19 protein-coding genes are annotated in these 20,778 nt (G+C 64.1%); 14 read left to right on the top strand and 5 right to left on the bottom strand.

Annotation, left to right across the window (positions count from 1 at the left end; genetic code table 11):
* Positions 1 to 41 precede the first annotated feature (41 nt).
* The 8 genes from ACR0JC_RS06730 (at position 42) to ACR0JC_RS06695 (ending at position 10,659) form a co-directional block, all read left to right on the top strand.
* Positions 42 to 1,454 (top strand): YcjX family GTP-binding protein, encoded by a 1,413-nt coding sequence (locus ACR0JC_RS06730; protein WP_170337840.1) that lies wholly within the window; start codon positions 42 to 44, stop codon positions 1,452 to 1,454.
* A complete protein-coding gene (locus ACR0JC_RS06725; protein WP_170337843.1) occupies positions 1,451 to 1,894 on the top strand; it encodes a GNAT family N-acetyltransferase in 444 nt (147 codons plus the stop codon). Before ACR0JC_RS06730 ends, ACR0JC_RS06725 begins: the two co-directional genes overlap by 4 nt.
* 3 nt (positions 1,895 to 1,897) lie before the next feature.
* A complete protein-coding gene (locus tag ACR0JC_RS06720) occupies positions 1,898 to 2,887 on the top strand; it encodes a YcjF family protein (protein WP_480763551.1) in 990 nt (329 codons plus the stop codon).
* Between the two features lie 60 nt (positions 2,888 to 2,947).
* Positions 2,948 to 3,658, top strand: a complete 711-nt coding sequence (locus ACR0JC_RS06715; RefSeq protein WP_170337847.1) for a VIT1/CCC1 transporter family protein — start codon at positions 2,948 to 2,950, stop codon at positions 3,656 to 3,658.
* 107 nt (positions 3,659 to 3,765) lie between these two features.
* Positions 3,766 to 6,492 carry a DUF2339 domain-containing protein gene (locus ACR0JC_RS06710; protein WP_170337849.1) on the top strand — a complete coding sequence of 909 codons (2,727 nt, stop codon included), beginning with the start codon at positions 3,766 to 3,768 and terminating at the stop codon, positions 6,490 to 6,492.
* A 166-nt stretch (positions 6,493 to 6,658) separates the two neighbouring features.
* Entirely contained in the window at positions 6,659 to 9,577 is a 2,919-nt protein-coding gene (gene ileS / locus ACR0JC_RS06705; protein ID WP_170337851.1) for an isoleucine--tRNA ligase, read from the top strand.
* Between the two features lie 82 nt (positions 9,578 to 9,659).
* Complete coding sequence (locus ACR0JC_RS06700; RefSeq protein ID WP_170337853.1) at positions 9,660 to 10,115, top strand: methylated-DNA--[protein]-cysteine S-methyltransferase; 456 nt, start codon at positions 9,660 to 9,662, stop codon at positions 10,113 to 10,115.
* A 76-nt stretch (positions 10,116 to 10,191) separates the two neighbouring features.
* The gene (locus ACR0JC_RS06695) at positions 10,192 to 10,659 is read left to right on the top strand and encodes a hypothetical protein (RefSeq protein ID WP_170337856.1); all 468 of its coding nucleotides are present in this window, start codon (positions 10,192 to 10,194) and stop codon (positions 10,657 to 10,659) included.
* A gap of 30 nt (positions 10,660 to 10,689) precedes the next feature.
* On the opposite strand, the gene ACR0JC_RS06690 is transcribed toward ACR0JC_RS06695, so the two are convergent.
* From ACR0JC_RS06690 to fsa, 4 genes are all read right to left on the bottom strand, one after another.
* Positions 10,690 to 11,385, bottom strand: a complete 696-nt coding sequence (locus ACR0JC_RS06690) for a CDP-alcohol phosphatidyltransferase family protein (protein WP_093962794.1) — start codon at positions 11,383 to 11,385, stop codon at positions 10,690 to 10,692.
* A gap of 92 nt (positions 11,386 to 11,477) precedes the next feature.
* Positions 11,478 to 12,398: a tyrosine recombinase XerC gene (locus tag ACR0JC_RS06685; RefSeq protein WP_170337858.1), complete on the bottom strand. Its 921-nt coding sequence runs from the start codon at positions 12,396 to 12,398 to the stop codon at positions 11,478 to 11,480.
* The gene (locus ACR0JC_RS06680) at positions 12,395 to 13,102 is read right to left on the bottom strand and encodes a DUF484 family protein (RefSeq protein WP_170337860.1); all 708 of its coding nucleotides are present in this window, start codon (positions 13,100 to 13,102) and stop codon (positions 12,395 to 12,397) included. The genes ACR0JC_RS06685 and ACR0JC_RS06680 overlap by 4 nt, the downstream gene beginning before the upstream one ends.
* A 205-nt stretch (positions 13,103 to 13,307) precedes the next feature.
* Positions 13,308 to 13,961, bottom strand: coding sequence for a fructose-6-phosphate aldolase (fsa, locus tag ACR0JC_RS06675; RefSeq protein ID WP_170337862.1), 654 nt, complete (start codon positions 13,959 to 13,961; stop codon positions 13,308 to 13,310).
* Between the two features lie 91 nt (positions 13,962 to 14,052).
* On the opposite strand from fsa, the gene ACR0JC_RS06670 reads away from it, so the two are divergent.
* From ACR0JC_RS06670 to ACR0JC_RS06655, 4 genes are all read left to right on the top strand, one after another.
* Positions 14,053 to 16,248 carry a primosomal protein N' gene (locus ACR0JC_RS06670; protein ID WP_170337864.1) on the top strand — a complete coding sequence of 732 codons (2,196 nt, stop codon included), beginning with the start codon at positions 14,053 to 14,055 and terminating at the stop codon, positions 16,246 to 16,248.
* Positions 16,249 to 16,325: 77 nt separating this feature from the next.
* Entirely contained in the window at positions 16,326 to 17,558 is a 1,233-nt protein-coding gene (locus ACR0JC_RS06665; RefSeq protein ID WP_480763547.1) for an MFS transporter, read from the top strand.
* Positions 17,559 to 17,626: 68 nt separating this feature from the next.
* Positions 17,627 to 18,505: a 50S ribosomal protein L11 methyltransferase gene (locus tag ACR0JC_RS06660; RefSeq protein ID WP_170337869.1), complete on the top strand. Its 879-nt coding sequence runs from the start codon at positions 17,627 to 17,629 to the stop codon at positions 18,503 to 18,505.
* Between the two features lie 98 nt (positions 18,506 to 18,603).
* On the top strand, positions 18,604 to 18,948 hold the full coding sequence (locus ACR0JC_RS06655; RefSeq protein WP_093962787.1) for a hypothetical protein: 345 nt from the start codon (positions 18,604 to 18,606) through the stop codon (positions 18,946 to 18,948).
* A 106-nt stretch (positions 18,949 to 19,054) separates the two neighbouring features.
* Here the strand turns inward: ACR0JC_RS06655 and ACR0JC_RS06650 are convergent, their stop codons facing one another.
* Positions 19,055 to 19,276, bottom strand: coding sequence for a DUF1127 domain-containing protein (locus ACR0JC_RS06650; protein ID WP_093962786.1), 222 nt, complete (start codon positions 19,274 to 19,276; stop codon positions 19,055 to 19,057).
* A 333-nt stretch (positions 19,277 to 19,609) separates the two neighbouring features.
* Between ACR0JC_RS06650 and ruvC the strand changes: the two genes are divergently transcribed.
* Together ruvC and ruvA are read left to right on the top strand one after the other, a co-directional pair.
* Complete coding sequence (ruvC, locus tag ACR0JC_RS06645; RefSeq protein ID WP_149775764.1) at positions 19,610 to 20,107, top strand: crossover junction endodeoxyribonuclease RuvC; 498 nt, start codon at positions 19,610 to 19,612, stop codon at positions 20,105 to 20,107.
* Positions 20,104 to 20,775 carry a Holliday junction branch migration protein RuvA gene (gene ruvA / locus ACR0JC_RS06640; RefSeq protein WP_170337871.1) on the top strand — a complete coding sequence of 224 codons (672 nt, stop codon included), beginning with the start codon at positions 20,104 to 20,106 and terminating at the stop codon, positions 20,773 to 20,775. Before ruvC ends, ruvA begins: the two co-directional genes overlap by 4 nt.
* The last annotated feature ends 3 nt before the right edge of the window (positions 20,776 to 20,778 follow it).

Genomic DNA, 20,778 nt, shown 5'->3' with positions numbered 1-20,778 from the left:
GCTACCTATCTTGGGACAAACAAGAAATGCGGGGCGGCGGTTTGGTCATCTCATCACTGGCAGACAGTCTTGTGCGCGGCGTCGAATCCGTCGGCGACCGCGTGTCCGAGACGTTTTTCGAACCGGTCGTGCGGCTGGGCGTCACCGGTCTGGCGCGGTCGGGCAAGACGGTGTTCATCACGTCGCTGGTGGCCAACCTGCTGGACCGGGGGCGGATGCCCGGCCTGGTCGCCCAGCAGGAGGGGCGAATCAACGCCGCCTACCTGCAGCCGCAGCCCGACGACACTGTGCCCCGGTTCGACTATGAATCGCACCTGTCGGCCCTGACCGGGCCGCAGCCCCACTGGCCCGACAGCACCCGCGCCGTGTCCGAGCTGCGCCTGTCGTTCAAGGTCCGCCCCGCCGGGCTGCTGGCCGGCCTGCAGGGGCCGCGCACCGTGCATCTGGACATCGTCGACTATCCCGGCGAATGGCTGCTGGATCTGGCGCTGCTTGATAAATCCTATGACGACTGGTCGCGCGAAACGCTGGAGCGGATCGCGCAGCGTCCGGCTGCGGCCGATTTCCTGGCTCAGATCAAAGCCGTTGATCCGGCCGACCCCCATGATGAACCCACCGCGCAGGCCCTGGCGCGGGGCTTTGCCGACTATCTGACCGCCGCGCGGGATGCGGGGTTTTATGACTGCACGCCGGGCCGATTCCTGCTGCCGGGCGATCTGGCCGGGTCGCCGGTGCTGACTTTTGCGCCGTTACCGGTCGAGGGCGCCTCGCGCCGCCGCAGCCTGCACCGCGAGATGGAGCGCCGGTTCGAGGCCTACAAATCGCAGGTCGTGAAGCCCTTTTTCCGGGATCATTTCGCCCGAATCGACCGGCAGGTGGTGCTGGTGGACGCGCTGGGCGCGATCCACAAGGGGCCGCAGGCGGTCGAGGACATGCGCCGCGCCATGGGCGACATCCTGTCGGCCTTCCGGCCCGGCCGCAATGCATGGCTCAGCCAGCTGCTGCTGGGAAAGCGGGTCGAACGCATCCTGTTCGCGGCCACCAAGGCCGATCACCTGCACCACCTGCAACACCCGCGCCTGACCGCGATCATGGAGGCCCTGACCCGCGAGGCGCGCGACCGCGCCAGGTTCGCCGGGGCCGAAACCGCCGCCATGTCCATCGCCGCGCTGCGGGTGACGACCGAAGAAATCCGCACCCACAACGGCGTCGAACTGCCCTGCGTGCGCGGAACTTTGGAGAATGGAAAACAGGCGGCCTTCTATCCCGGAGAGCTGCCCGAAGACCCCGCCCATCTGCTGGGCCCTGCGCGCAAGGGGGCCGACACCTGGTTGGGCGAGGATTACGGGTTCATGACCTTTGCCCCGGCGCATCTGTCGCTGCGTCCCGGTGACGGCCCGCCGCATATCCGGCTGGACCGCGCCGCGCAGTTCCTGATCGGAGACCGGCTGTGACTGTTACCCTCAGGCCCGCGCGCAGCCTCGACGCCGGGGCGGTCGGAGAGATCCTGCACGGCTTTGCACGCGAAAACGACTGGATGCCCGAGCTGCATTCGGGGGCCGAGACCATCGCCTTTTGCGGGCGGATGATCGACAATGGATGGGTCACGGTTGCCGAACAGGGCGGCAAGGTCGCAGGCTTTCTGGCCGTGGACGGGACCGAGGTGCATTGCCTGTACCTGAGCCCCGCTGCGCGGAATCAGGGGATCGGCACACAACTGCTGGACAGCGCCAAGGCAGGTCGCCGAGAACTGGCGCTGTATGCGTTTCAGGCAAACACGGGCGCGTGCCGGTTCTACGAACGGCACGGTTTTGTCGAAGTGGCCCGCAGCGACGGGGCCGGCAATGATGAACATTTGCCGGACATTCGGTTCGTCTGGCGGAAAAAGGAGTGACGCATGGCCAAGGGTCCGGTTCTGATCGAGCTTGACGAGGATGCCCCGGCCGCCGACGTGGCGAAGGCCGCGCCGGTACCGGATATCGCGCCACCCCAGGGGCAGGCGATGCAGGCCGCGGCACGGCTGGCCGCGCGCAAGCCGTCGGTTCTGGGCCGGTGGTTCTGGGGGCTGGCGGTTGCGGTCGTGGGGGCGGCGGTCTCTGTCGCTGCATGGAATTTCGCCACCTCGTTGATCGCCAGCGTGCCGGTGCTGGGCTGGATCGTGACCGGCCTGATCTGCGCGCTGGTGCTGGTGGCCCTGCTGATCGCGCTGCGCGAACTGGCCACGCTGGGCCGGCTGTCGCGGGTGGACGGGATGCGCCGCGCCGCCGATGCCGCGCTGGCCGATGCCGATCTGACGCAGGCCCGGGCCGTGACGCAGCGCCTGATCGCGTTCTATCGCGGGCGCGAGGATACGCGCTGGGGCCGCGGCCGTCTGGGCGGCCGGATCGAGGAACAGTTCGACGCCTCGGGGCTGCTAGGACTGGTCGAGGACGAATTGCTGGCCCCGCTGGACGCCGCCGCCAGCCGCGAGGTCGAGGCCGCCGCGCGCCAGGTCGCGACGGTGACGGCGCTGGTGCCGTTGGCGCTGGCCGATGTGGCGACGGCGCTGCTGGCCTCGTTGCGGATGATCCGCCGGATTGCCGAAATCTATGGCGGGCGGGCCGGGTTTCTGGGGGGCTGGCGATTGACCCGAGCGGTTTTCGTTCACCTGGTGGCCACCGGTGCGGTGGCCGTGGGTGACGACCTGCTCGAACCGGTTCTGGGCGGGTCGGTCCTCAGCAAGCTGTCGCGCCGCTTTGGCGAAGGGCTGGTCAACGGCGCCCTCAGCGCCCGTGTCGGCGTGGCCGCGATGGAGGTCTGCCGTCCGCTGCCCTTCTCGGACCGGCACAGGCCGTCGACCCGCGGCATGGTCTCGCGCGCGCTGAGCGGGCTGTTTTCCAAGGGTTGATCTGCCGCAAAGCCAACGGGCCGCTGCACAGGGCACAATCTTCCGGAAGGGAGACCAGCCATGGCGGATCACGGCCACAGCCAACAGGAAATCGCAGACCGGATCGACGCCCCACCCGGGCGCGGGGTCCTGCGCGACGTGGTCTATGGCGGGATCGACGGATCGGTGACCACGCTGGCCATCGTGGCGGGCGTGGCCGGGGCCGGGCTTTCGCCCTTTGTCATCGTGGCCTTGGGCCTGGCCAACGTGCTGGCCGACGGATTTTCGATGGCGGCGGGCAACTACTCGGGGACCAAGGCCGAGCTGGACAATATCCGACGGATCCGCGCCATCGAAGAGCGCCACATCCGCCTCTACCCCGACGGCGAGCGTGGCGAGGTGCTGGAGATCCTGTCCCGCAAGGGCTTGTCGGGCCGGGTGCTGGAACAGGCAACCGACGCGATCACCGCCGATCGGGATACCTGGATCAACCTGATGATCGAGGGCGAATACGGGCTGGGCAGCGTCGATCCGCATCCGCTCAAGGCTGCAGCGGCCACGTTCGCGGCCTTTGTCGTGGCCGGCATGGTTCCGCTCGTGCCGTTCCTGTTGGGGGTTGAGGGCGCGTTTGCAGCCTCGGTCCTGATGACGCTGGGCGTGTTCTTTGCCATCGGCGCGATGAAAAGCCGGTGGTCGCTGGCGCCCTGGTGGCGCTCGGGGCTTGAGACGCTGGCGATTGGTGGAGCGGCGGCGGCAATCGCCTATCTCGTCGGGTCCATGTTCCATCCCTAGATCACTGGCGTCAGATCGCAACAGGCTGAAACCATTCGGGATTTCCAGACTGTCTTACCGCACCTGCACAGGATAGCCTGTAATGCAGATTTGCCCGGAGGTGCGGTTTGGAATCTCTGCTTGTTCTTGTAGGCCTGGTCGTTTTGGCGATGCCGGTATCTATTGTCGTCTTGCTGGTCGGCCATGCCCGTCTGCGGCGGCGGGTCGAGCAGTTGGAGAGTCGGTTGGGTGCCGGGCCGCAACCGGACGCGGAGCGGCCACCACAGACGCAGTCCGCGCAGATCGACGCGCCGACGCCTGAACCGCGACCGGCTCCTTGGGGTCCGCCGAAACAGGCAAGCCCACCTTCACCGGACCAACAGCCCGAGCCTGAAAAACCGGCAAGCCTCGCCGAGAGCGCATCGCCTCCGGCCGCAGTGGTGTTCCGCGCCGAGCGGTTCGACGATCTGAGCGCGTGGCTGCGCGAGAATTGGTTCTATGTCGTATCCGCTCTGTCGCTGGCGCTGGCGGGGATTTTCCTCGTGCAATACGGGGTCGAGAACGGGTTGCTGCCGCCCACCGCGCGCGTGTTGGCGGCCCTCGGCTTCGGCGCGCTGCTGATCGTGGCGGGTGAAATCGTGCGGCGCCGATACGGCGATGACGAGTCGTCGGCGACTGCCTATCTGCCTTCGGTGTTTTCCGGCGCGGGGCTGGTCACGCTGTTCGGCGGCGTTCTGGCGGCGCGCCAGCTCTATGACCTGATCGGCCCAGAGGCGGCCTTGGCGAGCATGATCGTCATCGCCCTTGTCGGGCTGGTTCTGGGTTGGTTCCACGGCCCGCTGCTGGCGGCGATCGGGTTGATCGGAGCCTTTGCCGCACCTTTCGTCGTGGGTGGCGACTCGGCTGACCCGTCCTGGCTGTACGGATATTTCTTCGTGATCACTGGGCTGGGGCTTGGGATCGACACGGTGCGGCGCTGGGCCTGGGTTTCGGTGCTATCGCTGGTAGGCGCCTATTTGGCGGGCCTTTTGCTGGTGACGGGTTCGCCGATCACGGAACCGGCTTTCCTCGTCTACGTGGCCGCCGTTGCCGTGATCGCCATTGCCATTCCCGTGCGCCGGATCTGGCCCGATCACGACGGGGCGATGTTCAGTGAACTCCTTGTCAGAAAATCCAGCGGTCCGTGGCCCGAATTTCCGACGCGCCTGGCCTTCGGAGCGGTGATGGCAAGCTCGGCCATTCTGGCACTGCAATGGGCGGATACGAGCGGTGAGTTCTGGCTGGCTGTGATCCTGCTGGCGGGGCTGACTTTCGCCCTGCTGATCTGGGCAAAGGACGCACCGGCCCTGCAGGACATGACCGCGCTGCCTGCCCTGGGGCTGGGTGGTTTCGTGTTCACGCATGGATTTGATGGCGGCGCGGTGGCGCGTGGGTTCTGGCAGACCTATTCCGAAACGCCCGAGGCCGCATTTCCGTTGGCCGTGACCTGGCTGGTTGCGCTGGGCGCGGTGATTTCTCTTCTGGCGGCATGGCGGTCGTTCCGGGGCGGGCGGTACCCGTTTGTCTGGGCCGGTGCCGCCGCGCTGTACGCTCCGACGCTGGCCATAGCTCTTGAGCTTGGCTGGCGTCCGGCCAGCGTGATCGGCGCCTATCCCTGGGCCTTGCATGCGGTTGCGCTTGCGGCGCTGATGGTGGTGCTGGCCGAGCGCTTTGCGCGTGTGGATGGCGAGGCCCGGATGCGTCCGGCTTTGGCCACGCTGTCGGCTTTGTCCTGCTTGACCTTCGGCTGCGTGATCGTGCTCAGTTCGGCGGCGCTGACTATCGCTTTCGTGGTCACGATCATCGCGGCGGCGGCGCTGGATCGGCGGTTCAACCTGCCACCGATGAGCTGGTTCATCTGGGCCGGCGTTGCCACAGTCACGTTCCGGCTGATCCTGAACCCGGGTCTGGACTGGGCGCTGCACGCGCCGGTTCCGGAAATGGCGCTGGTCTATGGGGCTGCGGTTGCAGGCTATCTTGCCGCATGGTGGATGCTGCGCTCGTTGGACCGCCCAGTCGCCAATGTCATGCTAGACAGTGCAGCGTGGGCGACGGGCGGCGTTCTGGTGTCTCTGCTGCTGTTGCGCTGGCTGGAAGGGCTGGGCGAGGGCGGGGCCGACGACAGCCATTGGGGTTTGGGCCTGCTGTCGGCCATTTGGCTGCTGCTGGCCTTTGCGCAGGTGCAGCGCTTTGCGCTGGGCGGGCGGCTGAACTGGGTTCGGGTCGCACTGGGCGTGTTCTTTGCCGCGCATGGCCTGTTGTGGCTGGCGCTGGCTGCGACAGTGGCCAACCCTGTTTTGCGTTTTGGGGCAGATCCTGTTCTGGGGCCTCCGGTGGTTAACACGCTTGCCATTGCCTATCTGCTGCCGGCCCTCGTCATCGGCCTGTCCGCGTGGCGGATCCCCAAGATGCCGGCGCAGTTGCGGCTGGCCTGTCAGGGGGTGGCCATTGTGCTGAGTGCCTTGTGGCTGGGCCTGACCATCCGGCATTTCTGGCAGGGTGCGGCAGGGATGTATGAAGGCAACGGCGTATCCCAGCCCGAGCTTTATACCTATACGCTCGCCCTGCTGGTGATCGGCGCGGCGCTGTTTTATCAGTCGCTGGCCCGTCGGTCGGACCTGATGCGCAAGGCCGGGCTGGCGGTGATCGGGTTGGCGGTGGCCAAGGTGTTCCTGATCGACATCTCGGGGCTGGGCGGTCTGATCCGTGTGTTTTCGTTGTTGGCCTTGGGGCTGGCGCTGGCGGGTCTGGCATGGCTGAACCGTTGGGCCAAGCTGCGCCATTCGCCGCAGGGGCCGGAAGCTCTGGACCAATAGGCGCAACCGGCCTATAAGCCCGGCCATGCAAGACGTTCTGGCCATTATCATTCGAATTATATCCCCGGCGCTCTGAGTTTCCGAGACGCCGGGCAAAGGTGCTTGAGCTCATCGCACCGACCGCTTCGATCCAAACACGCCAAGATCATCCAAGGGACGCCTCTCCATGTGCGCCGACACGACCCAGACACCCGACTACAAAGACACGCTGAACCTGCCCCGAACCGAATTCCCCATGCGCGCCGGCCTGCCCAAGCGCGAGCCCGCATGGCTGGACCGCTGGGAGAAGATCGGCGTCTATGACCGCCTGCGCGACAAACAGGGTCGCAAGCCCTTCACGCTGCATGACGGCCCGCCCTACGCCAACGGGCACCTGCATATCGGCCACGCGCTGAACAAGACGATCAAGGACATGATCGTGCGCAGCCACCAGATGATGGGCTTTGACGCGCGCTATGTGCCCGGCTGGGACTGTCACGGCCTGCCGATCGAATGGAAGATCGAGGAACAGTACCGCAAGAAGGGCAAGAACAAGGACGAGGTTCCGGTTATCGACTTCCGCCAGGAGTGCCGCAAGTTCGCCGACGGCTGGATCGACATCCAGCGCGAGGAGTTCAAGCGTCTGGGCATCACCGGCAACTGGGCCGATCCCTACGTCACCATGGACTATCACGCCGAGGCGGTGATCGCGGACGAGTTCATGAAGTTCCTGATGAACGGCACGCTGTATCAGGGCTCGAAACCGGTGATGTGGTCGCCGATCGAAAAGACCGCCCTGGCCGAGGCCGAAGTCGAGTATCACGATAAGGAAAGCTTCACCATCTGGGTGAAGTTCAAGGTGGTGAACACCGGCGACACCACGCTGGACAACGCCTACGTGGTGATCTGGACCACGACGCCCTGGACCATGCCGTCGAACAAGGCGGTGGTATACGGCAAGGACATCTCGTACGGGCTGTACGAAGTGACCGGCCGCCCCGAGGATTGCTGGGCCCGGATCGGTGACCGGTACCTGCTGGCCGACAATCTGGCCGCCGACGTGTTTGCGCGGGCGCGGCTGGACGACACCATGTACCGCCGCCTGTGCGACGTCACGCAGGACGATCTGGCCAAGATCCAGCTGCAGCACCCGCTGGCAGGGGCCGAAGGGTCCAACGGTGAATGGGATGACATCCGCGATTTCCGCGCGGCCGATTTCGTGACCGATACCGAAGGCACCGGCTTCGTTCATTGCGCGCCCTCGCACGGGATGGAGGAATTCGAGCTGTACCGCGATCTGGGCATGCTCGAGCAGGTCATCACCTACAACGTGATGGACGACGGCAGCTTCCGCGCTGACATGCCGTTCTTCGGCGGCAAGTACATCCTGTCGCGCAAGGGCGGCGAGGGCGATGCGAACAAGGCTGTGATCGACAAGCTGGCCGAGGTCGGCGGGCTGCTGGCGCGTGGCAAGATCAAGCACAGCTATCCGCATTCTTGGCGGTCCAAGGCGCCGATCATCTATCGCAACACACCGCAATGGTTCGTGTCCGTCGACCGCAAGCTGGACGATGGCATGGACGAAATGGGCGGCACTATCCGCGAACGCGCCCTGCGCTCGATCGACGAGTTGGTAAAATGGACGCCGCCCTCGGGCCGCAACCGCCTGTATTCGATGATCGAGGCGCGCCCCGACTGGGTTCTGTCGCGCCAGCGTGCCTGGGGCGTGCCACTCACGTGCTTCACCAAGAAGGGCGCTCTGCCCACCGACCAGGACTATCTGCTGCGCAACCCGGACGTGAACACCCGCATCAAGGCCGCGTTCGAAGAATACGGCGCCGATGTCTGGTACACCGACGGCTTCAAACAGCAGGTGCTGGATGGCATCGTGAACCCCGACGATTATGACCAGGTGTTCGACGTTCTGGACGTGTGGTTCGACTCGGGCTCGACCCATGCGTTCGTTCTGCGCGACCGTGAAGATGGCACCGTCGACGGCATTGCCGATGTCTACATGGAGGGCACCGACCAGCACCGTGGATGGTTCCATTCCTCGATGTTGCAGGCCTGCGGCACGATCGGCCGCGCGCCGTATCGCAACGTGGTCACGCACGGGTTCACGCTGGACGAGAAGGGCAACAAGATGTCCAAATCGCTCGGCAATACCATCGTACCGGAAGAGGTCGTCAAGCAATACGGTGCCGACATCCTGCGCCTTTGGGTGGCTCAGACCGACTATACCGCCGACCAGCGGATCGGGCCGGAAATCCTGAAAGGTGTCGCCGACAGCTATCGCCGGCTGCGCAATACGATGCGCTTCATGCTGGGTTCGCTGGCCGACTTCACCGAGGCCGACCGGATCGACCCGGCCGAGATGCCGCGTCTGGAACGCTGGGTGCTCAGCCGCCTGGCCGAGTTGGACGAGCAGGTCCGCAAGGGCTATGCCGCGTTCGACTTCCAGGGCGTGTTCAGCGCGGTGTTCAACTTTGCCACGGTCGACCTGTCGGCCTTCTATTTCGACGTGCGCAAGGATGCGCTGTATTGCGACGGGGACACCCCGCGCCGCCGGGCCGCGCGCACGGTGCTGGACATCCTGTTCCACCGTCTGACTACCTGGCTGGCGCCGATTCTGGTCTTCACGATGGAAGAGGTCTGGCTCGAGCGGTTCCCGGGCGAGGACGGCTCGGTGCATCTGGTCGACTTCCCCGACACGCCTGCCGATTGGCGCGACACCGGGCTCGAGGCGAACATGGCCAAGATCCGCCGTGTACGCCGTGCGGTGACCGCCGCGCTGGAAGTGCAGCGCCGCGACAAGGTCATCGGCTCCAGCCTCGAAGCCGCGCCGATCGTGCATGTCGAGGATGCGGAAACCCGCGACCTGCTGGCGACCTTCGACGTAGATGACCTGTGCATCACCTCGGGCCTGACCGTCACCGCCGACCCCGCCCCGGCCGAGGCGTTCCGCCTGCCCGAGATCGAGGGCGTCGGTGTCGTGTTCGAAAAGGCCGAAGGGGCCAAGTGCCAGCGCTGCTGGAAGATCCTGCCGGATGTGGGACGCCACGCCCACCCCGGCGTCTGTGGCCGATGCGATACGGCGCTGAGCTGAAAATGATCCCTGAAACCCCCGCCATCGCGCGGGGGTTTTCTTGCGGCTTGCGACGCAGCCGCCGATCTGAAACTCTGCGCCCATGCCGATGATTGCAGTGGAAACCCAGTTCGGATGCCTCGGGGTCGAAGAAGAGGACGGTGCCATCACCAGTCTGGTGTGGGACGGTCACACAACGGGTGAGACGACCCCGCTGCTGATCGAAGCGGCATCACAGATCAGGGCCTATGCCGAGGGCCGGTTGCAAAAGTTCGACTTGCCACTGCGTGTCGTTGGGTCCGAATTCCAGAAACAGGTCTGCGACTTGATGTCCGCGATCCCTTTCGGTTACACGCGGACTTACGGTGATATCGCGCAGGATCTTGGGTGTCCGGCGCAAGCTGTCGGGCAGGCCTGTGGTGCCAACCCGATTCCGGTGATCATTCCCTGTCACCGCGTTCTGGCGGCAAGCGGCCTTGGCGGGTTCTCGGGGCAGGGCGGGGTTGAGGGCAAGGTTGCCCTGTTGCGTCACGAGGGGGCTGCCAGTCTGCTGATCTGACCGCCGGAATCCGGTTGCAATCTTTCGCAAAGCGTCCCAACCTGAGACAGTTTTCGAACCCGAAGGACTGCAATTCATGACTGCGAAAATTGACCCCGCCGCCCGGAAGAAGGCCATCATTGACCAATTGATGGCGTTGGAGGCACAGGAGTTGGCGACGGCGCAGGCGCACCACGATGCCTTTCAGAAAGAGTCCCAATTGGATGACCGGGAAGGCCACGACAAGGATGATATCGCGGCATCGCGCGAAAGCGCAGATCTGGCCGCCGCGTTTGACGGGCCGGTGCATGCGCATCATGCCAAGATTGACGTGATCGAAAACACCGATTTCAGCCTGACGGATACAGTGCAGCCGGGCGCCGTAGTCTGGCTGGGCGATCGGCATTTCGTCGTCTGCGTGTCGACCACCAAGTTCGACGTGGATGGTGAAACATATATGGGGATTTCAACCCAAAGCCCGATCTATCTGGCCATGGCCGGAATGCGCAAGGGCGACGTCTTCACCCATAATGGCACCGAGTTCGAGATTCGGGAAATTCTCTGATCTGTGATTTTCGCCCGTTCGGGCCGCGTCTCAATCGCGGCTCGGCGGCATGATTTGCTGGGCGATCCCCGCCGAGACCAGATACAGGCTGGTCACAACCAGACCCCAATGCGCCCAGCTTTGCGGGTGAAAATCCACCCAAGCGGCCCATCCGGCAAAAAATGTCCATGCGAAGGCCATGGGCAGGGACAGGTTGCGCCAGCGTTCGGTGCGCACGGGGTGAATGAATTTCAGGGGCAGAAACATTGCAACGGCCAGCAACGCCACAAGGACGAGGCTGAACCAGAAGTCGGGCTTCAGCGCAAAGATCACCACCACGACCATGTTCCAGCAGCCGGGAAACCCGGAAAAGGAATTGTCCTTGGTCTTCATCCGTGTGTCGGCAAAATACATCGCGCTGGCGAATGTGATGACGATGATCGCGAACCAGCCGGTCCAGCCGTCCATCAGACCGGATTTGAACAGCGCATAGGCCGGAATGAAGACGTAGGTCAGATAGTCGATGATCAGATCCAGCAGAACACCGTCGAACTCGGGTGCGTTCTTTTTGACGTGATAGTGCCGCGCCAAGGGGCCGTCGATTCCGTCGACGATGAACGAAACGACCAGCCACAGAAACATCAGGCTCCACTTTTCCTCGACCGCGGCCAGCATGGCCAGCATCGCAAATACGGCTCCGGTCGCGGTGAACAGGTGAACGGCTAAAGCTTTGAATCTGAGTGTCATGACCCGTGTCATGTACGATGCGCGCCCGAGATGCAAAGCAAAAAGCCCCCGGTATCGGCGCCGAAATGTGGTTGCTGCAATTCCGCCGCGTCTCAGGCTTTGGGGTGCGCGCGGTTGTACACCTCCATGAGGCGCGCGGTGTCGACCGCTGTATAGGCCTGGGTGGTCGAAAGGGAGGCGTGACCCAGCAGTTCCTGAATGGCCCGAAGGTCTCCTCCGGCCGACAGAAGATGGGTGGCAAAGCTGTGCCGCATCGCGTGTGGAGTGGCCGTTGCCGGAAGACCCAGTTGCATACGCGCTTTGGCCATGACGCCCTGAATCGCCCTTGGATTCAGAGCCTTGCCCCGTACGCCGCGGAACAATGGGGCGGTCGGGCTTTGGGGATGTGGGCACAACTCAAGGTATCGGTCGACCGCTTGGCGCGCAGCGGGGATGACAGGAACGATCCTTTCCTTGTCACCCTTGCCGACAATTCTCAGCGTGTTGGGCAGGGGGGCATCCGCGCCGGTCAGGGACAGGGCTTCGGAAATGCGAAGGCCGCAACCATACAGCAGGGTCACGACGGAAACGTCGCGGGCGGCAACCCAATCTGACACGGACTGCAGCTCGACCGTCTCGATCATGGCGCGGGCGGCGTCTTCGGCCAGAGGGCGCGGCAGTTTCTTGGTGTATTTCGGGGCGCGGGTGGACAGGACGGCGGTGGGCTCGAATCCCTCGCGTTCGGCCAGCCAGCGATAGAAGCTTTTGACGGCGGACAATTTTCGCGCCAGTGACCGCGCGCCGACGCCGGATTCGCGTTGCTGTGCCATCCAAGCCCGCATGTCCGAAACGGTGATGCGCTCGAGCGCCGCCAGCCCCTGCCGTTCGCTGTGATGCAAAGTCATGAAAGACAGGAAATCCGAGACATCCCCCCGATAGGCATTGATGGTGTTTTCCGAACGGCCCGCCAAAGCGGTCAACCCCTCCAGCCACAACTGCAACGCATCGCGGCAGGCTGGAGAGATCAGGCTCACGACAGCCAGTGGCGCATCGACCGTTCGAATACGCCTGCAAAAAAGGCCAGCAGATCAGTGCCCAATTGAGGCGAGAAGTGCCTTGGGTCGCGTGCGCTCATGACAATCATGCCCGGCAGACGCCCTTTGCCGAGATCCAGCTGCATACATGCCTCTGATTCCAGTTGGTCCAGCTGATCCCCGTGCACTCTGCGGTTGGGCTGGCGAATTTCGCGCAGGACAACCTCGCGCGCGGGGTGGTTCGGTGCGTTTTCCATGTAAGAATGCACGAAACCCGGTTCCGCCACGGTCAGAACACCGTCCAGCCGGTCGATGCTTGGGTCCTGCTGGACCATCGTCGTTTCCAAGACCAGCGTGATGCGGTCGACGCGGAGGATTTCGGCAACTTCCGTACCCAGCACGCGCAGGAAGTCCTCGAATTCCGTCGGCTCAAGAAGGCGCAGGATGGCTCGGTGAACCTGGTTGGTTCCGGCGAGGTTCTCGTAGGCGGCGGCGATGACCGAGCGGTGAGTGTCCTCCAGCCGGTCCAGCCGTGCCTCAAGCCGTTGCATGGCGATTCCGCGCAGGTCGATTATGTTGTCTCCGCGGGCGCGTTCGTTCGCGGCGACCAGCGCCTGCATCAGATCCTTGTCGTCCAGTACGGCGTCCGGCTCGGCCAGAATCGCGGCGCGGAGGTTGTCCTCGAGTTTGGGATTGCTGCTCATATCCTGTCCGGTCTTTTTTTGTTGGGGGCGTTATAGCACGGGTGCCCGTAAATACCTTGGGAAAAATGCACGTTTAGGTGGATTAGGCGCTGTGTGTGGGGGCGTGGCTCCCGCCTGCAGGCGTCTGATCAAAGATCAGGCCCACTGAAGTTGGGCCAGGTGCGGCCCCAGTCGGGGCCGCGCGGTTGTACATGGGATCAATGGATCACAGAATCTTCTGACCGGTCTTGGCCCAATCCGACAGGAAGGCCTCGAGCCCTTTGTCGGTCAGCGGGTGATCAGCCAGCTTCTTAATCACGGCAGGCGGCGCGGTGATCACGTCGGCGCCGATGCGGGCGCTGTCGGCCACATGGTTTACGCTGCGGATCGAGGCGGCGAGGATTTCGGTTTCGAACCCGTAGTTGTCATAGACCTGACGGATGTCGGCGATCAGGTCCATACCGTCGAGGTTGATGTCGTCCAGCCGTCCGATGAAGGGCGAAATGAAGGTCGCGCCCGCCTTGGCCGCCAGAAGCGCCTGATTGACCGAGAAGCACAGGGTGACGTTGACCATCTGGCCTTCGTCGCTGAGCGCCTTGCAGGTTTTCAGGCCGGCCCAGGTCAGCGGCACCTTGACGGCGATGTTCGGTGCGATCTGCGCCAGCTTGCGGCCTTCGGCGATCATGTCCTCGGCCTCGGTGGCGACGACTTCGGCGGAAACCGGGCCATCGACCAGGTCGCAGATTTCCTTGGTCACTTCCAGAATGTCACGACCCGATTTCAGGATCAGCGAGGGGTTGGTGGTGACACCGTCCACCATGCCCAGGTCGTTCAATTCGGCGATGGCGTCGATTTCGGCTGTGTCTACGAAGAATTTCATCGGGGCAGTCCTTTGATGGGTTGGCCTTGCTCGCGGATGCCTTTACCTCAAAGAGACCCGTGCTGAAACCCCTGCTGAAGAAAGGCGCGCATTGAGCGACCCGGTGCATTTCGACCAAGGTGAGCTGGTGGCGGTTCTGACGACCCAGCCGCTGGACCGGACGTTGGATTACAAGGCGCCCGAGGGGGGGTGTTTCCTGGGGGCCTTCGTCGAGGTGCCGCTGGGCCCGCGCAAGGTTCTGGGTGTGGTCTGGGGCGCGGGGCGCGGCGATTTCGACCGCAGCAAGATCCGCTCGGTCATCCGGGTGCTGGACGTGGCGCCCATGCGCGAAGAGATGCGCCTGTTCCTGCAGCGCGCGGCCGACTACACGCTGACGCCGATGCCGGCCATGCTGCGGCTGGCTACTCGCGCGCCCGGGCTGGGCGACCCGCTGTCGATGCGCAAGATCTATCGGCTGGGCAGCGGCACGCCTGACCGCATGACCGATGCCCGGGCTCGGGTGCTGGAGGTGCTGCGTGACTATGGCGGGCTGGCCTTTACCCTGAAAGAACTGGCCGAGATGGCCGGGGTCACCTCGTCGGTCGTCAAAGGGTTGGTCAAGCAGGGCGCCGTGCGCGAGGAGGACAGCCCGCGCGACCTGCCTTATCCGACGCTGGACCCGGACCGGCCGGGTAAGGCGCTGACAGCCGATCAGACCGCTGCCGCCGACACGTTGCGCGCAGCACTGCGCAGCGGCGCCTATGGCACCACGCTGCTGAAGGGCGTGACCGGGTCGGGCAAGACCGAGGTTTACCTTGAAGCGGTGGCCGAAGCGCTGCGCATGGGCCGGCAGGCGCTGGTGCTACTGCCCGAGATTGCCCTGACCGCCGAGTTTCTGACACGGGTCGAGGAGCGGTTCGGCGCGCGCCCGGCCGAATGGCATTCCGGTGCCACGATGACTGAACGCCGCCGGGTCTGGCGCATGGTCGGGCAGGGCGATGCGCAGATGGTGGTCGGCGCGCGGTCGGCGCTGTTTCTGCCGTTCCGCGATCTGGGCCTGATCGTGGTGGATGAGGAACACGACACCTCGTACAAGCAGGAAGACGGCGTGCATTACAATGCGCGCGACATGGCGGTTCTGCGGGCGGCGATCTGCGGGTCGCGGGTGATCTTGGCCAGCGCCACGCCCTCGCTGGAAAGCTGGGCCAATGCCGAAGCCGGCAAGTACGACCGGTTGGACCTGACCTCGCGCTTTGGGGCGGCGGTGTTGCCGGACATGAAGACCATCGACATGCGTGCCGAGAAGATGCAGCCGGGCACCTGGATTTCCCCCAGTCTGCGCCAAGCGGTGCAGGCGCGGATCGAGAAGGGCGAACAGTCGCTGCTGTTCATCAACCGCCGGGGATATGCGCCGGTGACGCTGTGCCGGGCCTGCGGCGAACAGATCGCCTGCGACCACTGCGATGCGCGCATGGTCGAACACCGGTTCCTCAAACGTCTGATGTGCCACCAATGCGGCGAGACCAAGCCCATGCCCGAGGCCTGCCCCGCCTGCGGGGTCGAGGGCAAGCTGGCCCCGGTCGGTCCCGGTATCGAACGTCTGGCCGAAGAGGCCGAGGCGACCTTTCCCGACGCCCGCATCGCCATGCTCAGTTCCGACCTGTTCGGCTCGGCCCGGGCGCTGAAGGCCAAGATCGAAGAGATCGCCGAGGGGGACGCAGATATCGTCATCGGTACGCAGCTGGTGGCCAAGGGGCACAATTTCCCGAACCTGACGCTGGTCGGGGTGATCGACTCGGATCTGGGCCTGCACGGGTCCGACCTGCGCGCGGCTGAGCGGACCTTTCAACTGATGCGGCAGGTGGCGGGCCGGGCCGGGAGGGCCGACAAGCCGGGGGCGGCGCTGCTGCAGACCTTTCAGCCCGAACACCCGGTGATCCGCGCGATCCTGTCGGGGGACGAGGAAGGGTTCTGGCGGGCTGAGGCCGCCGGGCGTCAGGCGGCCGGGGTGCCGCCCTATGGCCGGATGGCGGGGATCGTGCTGTCCGGCCCCGAGGTCGGCCCCGTCTTTGACATCGGAAACGTATTGGCGCGCAATGACGCGCCGCTGCGGCAGATCGGGGCACAGGTCTTTGGACCAGCCCCGGCGCCGATTGCCCGTATCCGCGGGCGGCACCGGGTGCGGCTGCTGGTCAAGGCGCCCAAGGGGGCACCGATCCAGGACGCCATCGCCCGCTGGATCGCACCGCTGCGCCTGAAGGGTGACATCCGCCTGACCGTCGATATCGACCCGCAGAGTTTCTACTGACCCTGCATCAGCGCAGACCCGGTGTGCACTGGGGATTTCCTCTCGCCAGCCGGGCGGATTGGGCGTAGAGAACTCTCATGCTGAAACCGATGCCCCTGTCCCAGGCCCAGAGCCTGCCGTTCTGGCGCCGCCCCGTCACGTTGCTGTTCGTGATGGCGCTGACCATGCCGATCGCCTTCAACGCGTGGAGCGCGCTGCTGAACAACTTCGTGATCGAAGTCGCGGATTTCGACGGGGCAGACATCGGCCTGCTACACACGGTGCGAGAAATCCCGGGCTTTCTGGCCGTGTGCGTGATCGCGGTGATAATTTTCGTGCGCGAGCAGGTGCTGGCCATGATTTCGCTGATGCTGCTGGGCGTCGCCACGGCGGTGACGGCCTGGTTTCCCAGCCTCGGCGGGCTGCTGTTCGTGACCCTGTTCAGCTCGATCGGGTTTCATTACTACGAAACGGTGAATCAGTCGCTTCAGCTGCAATGGCTGCCCAAGGACCGCGCCCCGCAGGTGCTGGGCTGGCTGGTGGCGATGGGGTCGGCCTCGACGCTGGTGGTCTATGGGCTGATCGTGCTGACCTGGGATCGGTTCGATCTGTCCTACAACACGGTCTTCATGGCGGCTGGTGGGCTGACCGCGGTACTCGCACTGTTCTGCCTGATCGCCTATCCGCAATTCGATGCGCCGACACCGCAGACCAAGAAGATCGTGCTGCGCCGCCGCTACTGGCTGTATTACGCGCTGCAGTTCATGGCGGGCGCGCGGCGGCAGATCTTTGTCGTGTTCGCCGGGTTCATGATGGTCGAGCGCTTCGGCTTCGAAGTGCATCACTTGACCAGCCTGTACCTCATCAACCTGATCATCAACATGGCCGCCGCCCCTTTGCTGGGCAAGGCCGTCGCGGTGTTTGGCGAGCGGCGTACGCTGATCTTCGAGTATCTGGGCCTTGCCATCGTATTTGCGGCGTATGGCGGCATCTACTGGTTTGGCTGGGGCGTGCTGCTGGCGGCCATTCTCTACGTCATCGACCACGTGCTGTTCGCGCTGGCTCTGGCGCTCAAGACCTATTTCCAGAAAATCGCCGATCCGGCCGATATTGCCCCCACCGCGGCAGTGGCCTTTACCATCAACCACATCGCGGCGGTGTTTCTGCCGGCGCTTCTGGGGCTGCTGTGGGTCGTGTCGCCGGGGGCGGTGTTCGGCCTGGCGGCGGGTATGGCGCTGATCTCTCTGGCGCTGTCGCTGCTGATCCCGCGCCACCCCGAACCGGGGAACGAGACCATCTTTTCGAAATACGCCCCCGCGCCGGCCGAATGACACCCGGGACGCTTGACCTCGGCGGCTGACGGCCCTAGGCGCAAAGGCGGTTTCTGCAGGAGGTTCCCATGCCCACATTCACCGCCCTGACCACCCTGAAAGGCAAAGCCGCGGCCGAAAGCCTGGGCGAAGCGATGGAGCGTCTGGATCCCGAACCCACCGGCGTGGGCGTCTTCGAGGTCGAGGACGGCTCGGGCCTGTGGGAGGTCGGCGGCTATTTCACCGAAAGCCCCGACGAGGCCGCCCTGGCCCTGCTGGCGGCGGCCTTCGAAGCCAAGCCCTTCGTGGTGTCGGAACTGCCGGAAACCGACTGGGTCGCCCATGTCCGGCGCGAGCTGGCCCCGGTCGAGGCCGGGCGGTTTTTCGTCTATGGCAGCCACGATGCCGACAAGCTGCCCGAGGGGCGCATTCCGCTGCTGATCGAAGCGGCGATGGCCTTTGGTACTGGGCACCACGGAACGACGCTGGGATGTCTGAAGGCGCTGGACAAGCTGATTGAGACTGGGTTCGAGGCCAGCAAGGTCGCCGATATCGGCTGCGGTACGGCGGTGCTGGCGATGGCGGCGGCGCGGGTCTGGGAAGGTGACATCCTGGCCAGCGACATTGATCAGGTCGCCGTCGACGTAGCCGAGGCCAACCTGAAGGCCAACGGCATGGCCGGGGCCGTCCTTTGTGTCGAGGCTGCCGGATTTGACCATCCTGACCTCCAGGCGGTGGCGCCTTACGATCTGATTTTTGCCAACATTCTGAAGGGCCCGCTGGTGGCCCTTGCGCCGGAGATCGCGCAGAATCTGCGCGGAGGCGGACATGCGATCCTGTCGGGAATCCTCAACGAGCAGGCCGACGAAGTGGAATCGGTTTATGCACAAAACGGGTTCAATACGATGGATCGGTCAATGATTGGTGAATGGACGACGCTAGTCTTAACCAAACAGGGCGCAAATTAGACCATTTGCAGGAGTTTTGTGGATTTTTGCCACGGTTTTGACGCATTCTCTTTCTATCGTCATCCAATGAATTTGGGGGGCGGTTTTTGGAGGCTGCCATGACAGGAAAACAACTTGAATTCGATCAGCGCGTTCATCGGCTGACAAAGAAACACAACAAGATGAGCCGTGGCTATCGCGCGACTATGCGCAAAGATGGTCTGGTCGTCATGAAACCCCAGCGGGTACGCTCGGCGGTTCCGGCCAAGGTTCTGTTGCTGTGCCTGTGCGGATTTTTTGCTTTCAAAGCGTTCCTGCTATCCAATCTCGGCCCGACCGGATACCAGTATCGGGTGGATGCCCTGAACGAAGGGACATCGGTTGAACAGGCGGGCGCATGGATCATGCAGATCGATCCATTGTCGCAGGCCCTGTCGACACAGCTGAACAAGATTCTCTACTGAACTCTCTCTCCTAAAGAGCCTTCAAAAGACAAAAACACCGCGTACCTTTCGGTCCGCGGTGTTTTTGTGCTGCCCCGAGGGAGGATAGGGGCGAGAGCGGGTGGTTTCAGTACAGACGGCGGCGGCCAGCAGCGACTTCGTCGATGTCACCGCGGCACAGGCCGATATCTTCCAGTTCACGGTTGCTCAGACCGTTCAATGCATTGCGCGTCACGCGTGCGTCGTTCCAGGCGACAACGGCGTTCACAACAGATGCCAGAAAGGCGCCGATACGGCCGACAAGGCCAAACGAGCCAATCGAGGCGCGGGTTGTGTCAATTGCAGCCATATCCTGCTTCCTTCTGTTCAGTGTTGACGTTTGAATGTCGAATTCTCGGGCCAGTTAGTGATGTCGGATTGACCTTGCAAGTGCTGAAACTGCATGTGTCCTATGCAGTTTTTGCAATGCTTCGAAAATGATGAAAGTCCCTTAAATTATTGGTGAAAACTGCTTTGGGAATGTGTCGGTTTCAGACTTTCTAGGGTCGCAATGCGTCCGAATTGTCGTGGACGGAACAGGCGTGTCGCATTTGGGCGTCGGATCAATTTTCTTGGAAAATGTTCACGCTTCGTGCTAATCGAGAGAAAAGACAATGAAAACCCGAGCAGGCCGAGGCACAACATGCGAATTCTGGGCATTGATCCGGGGCTGCGAACCCTGGGGTGGGGCGTCATCGAATCACATGGCAGCCGACTGAGCCATGTTGCCAATGGCCTGTGCAAATCCGACGGGGATGATCTGGGCGAGCGGCTTTTGTCGCTGCACAACCAGATCGTCGAGGTGATCGCCGAACATCAACCCGACCAGGCAGCCATCGAACAGACCTTCGTCAACAAGGACGGCGCCGGGACGCTGAAGCTGGGTCAGGCGCGCGGAGTGGCGTTGCTGACCTTGGCGCAGGCTGGGTTGCCGGTGGGCGAATACGCGCCCAACCGGGTCAAGAAAACCGTGGTGGGCGTGGGGCACGCCGAGAAGGAACAAATTCTGCACATGGTCAAACTTCAACTGCCGGGATGCCAGCCCAAGGGAGCCGACGCCGCGGATGCGCTGGCGATCGCGATTTGCCATGCGTTCTACGGGGCGACGCCGCAGGCCCGCATCAAACAGGTGGCCACATGATCGGCAAGCTGACCGGACGCATCGACTATCGCGCGGCGGATCACCTTCTGATCGACGTGCGCGGGGTCGGCTACATCGTCTACTGCTCGGACAGGACCATGGCGGCCCTGCCCGGGGTGGGCGAGGCGGTCTCGCTCTACACCGATCTGGTGGTGCGCGAGGACCTGATGCAGCTTTATGGCTTTCTGTCGCTGGTCGAGAAAGAATGGCACCGGCTGCTCTGCTCGGTTCAGGGGGTGGGGGCCAAGGTGTCGCTGGCCATTCTGGGCGCGCTGGGGCCGGACGGGGTCAGCCGGGCCATCGCTCTGGGCGATTGGGGCGCGGTGAAGGCGGCCAAGGGTGTTGGCCCCAAGACCGCGCAGCGCATCGTGCTGGATCTGAAAGACAAGGCGCCCGGCGTCATGGCGATGGGCGGCACGGTGACCGAGGCGATGGACGGCCCCGTGGCCGAGGTGGTTGAGCCCACAGACCCGGCGCCGGCCCCGGTGCGGGCCCCGAAACCCGGCGCGGGTGCGGCGTCGGCGGGGGCTTTGTCGGCGCTGTCGAACCTGGGCTATGGCCCGTCCGAGGCCGCCTCTGCCGTGGCCGCGGCCGCCGCCAACCTTCCCGATGCCGGCGAGGCCGAATTGATCCGCGCGGCGTTGAAACTGCTGGCTCCGAAAGGCTGAATG

The organism is Ruegeria sp. CH5, assembly GCF_056537025.1.
Note: the sequence above shows the minus strand (reverse complement) of the source record. Positions and strands in the feature narration are given on the sequence as shown.

Excerpts from the sequence above, each read along its gene's own strand:
- ACR0JC_RS06720 (WP_480763551.1), top strand. The coding sequence starts at position 1,898 with ATGGCCAAGGGTCCGGTTCTGATCGAGCTTGACGAGGATGCCCCGGCC.
- ACR0JC_RS06715 (WP_170337847.1), top strand. The coding sequence starts at position 2,948 with ATGGCGGATCACGGCCACAGCCAACAGGAAATCGCAGACCGGATCGAC.
- ileS (WP_170337851.1), top strand. The coding sequence starts at position 6,659 with ATGTGCGCCGACACGACCCAGACACCCGACTACAAAGACACGCTGAAC.
- ACR0JC_RS06700 (WP_170337853.1), top strand. The coding sequence starts at position 9,660 with ATGCCGATGATTGCAGTGGAAACCCAGTTCGGATGCCTCGGGGTCGAA.
- ACR0JC_RS06695 (WP_170337856.1), top strand. The coding sequence starts at position 10,192 with ATGACTGCGAAAATTGACCCCGCCGCCCGGAAGAAGGCCATCATTGAC.
- ACR0JC_RS06690 (WP_093962794.1), bottom strand. The coding sequence starts at position 11,385 with ATGACACTCAGATTCAAAGCTTTAGCCGTTCACCTGTTCACCGCGACC.
- ACR0JC_RS06680 (WP_170337860.1), bottom strand. The coding sequence starts at position 13,102 with ATGAGCAGCAATCCCAAACTCGAGGACAACCTCCGCGCCGCGATTCTG.
- fsa (WP_170337862.1), bottom strand. The coding sequence starts at position 13,961 with ATGAAATTCTTCGTAGACACAGCCGAAATCGACGCCATCGCCGAATTG.
- ACR0JC_RS06665 (WP_480763547.1), top strand. The coding sequence starts at position 16,326 with ATGCTGAAACCGATGCCCCTGTCCCAGGCCCAGAGCCTGCCGTTCTGG.
- ACR0JC_RS06660 (WP_170337869.1), top strand. The coding sequence starts at position 17,627 with ATGCCCACATTCACCGCCCTGACCACCCTGAAAGGCAAAGCCGCGGCC.
- ACR0JC_RS06655 (WP_093962787.1), top strand. The coding sequence starts at position 18,604 with ATGACAGGAAAACAACTTGAATTCGATCAGCGCGTTCATCGGCTGACA.
- ACR0JC_RS06650 (WP_093962786.1), bottom strand. The coding sequence starts at position 19,276 with ATGGCTGCAATTGACACAACCCGCGCCTCGATTGGCTCGTTTGGCCTT.
- ruvC (WP_149775764.1), top strand. The coding sequence starts at position 19,610 with ATGCGAATTCTGGGCATTGATCCGGGGCTGCGAACCCTGGGGTGGGGC.
- ruvA (WP_170337871.1), top strand. The coding sequence starts at position 20,104 with ATGATCGGCAAGCTGACCGGACGCATCGACTATCGCGCGGCGGATCAC.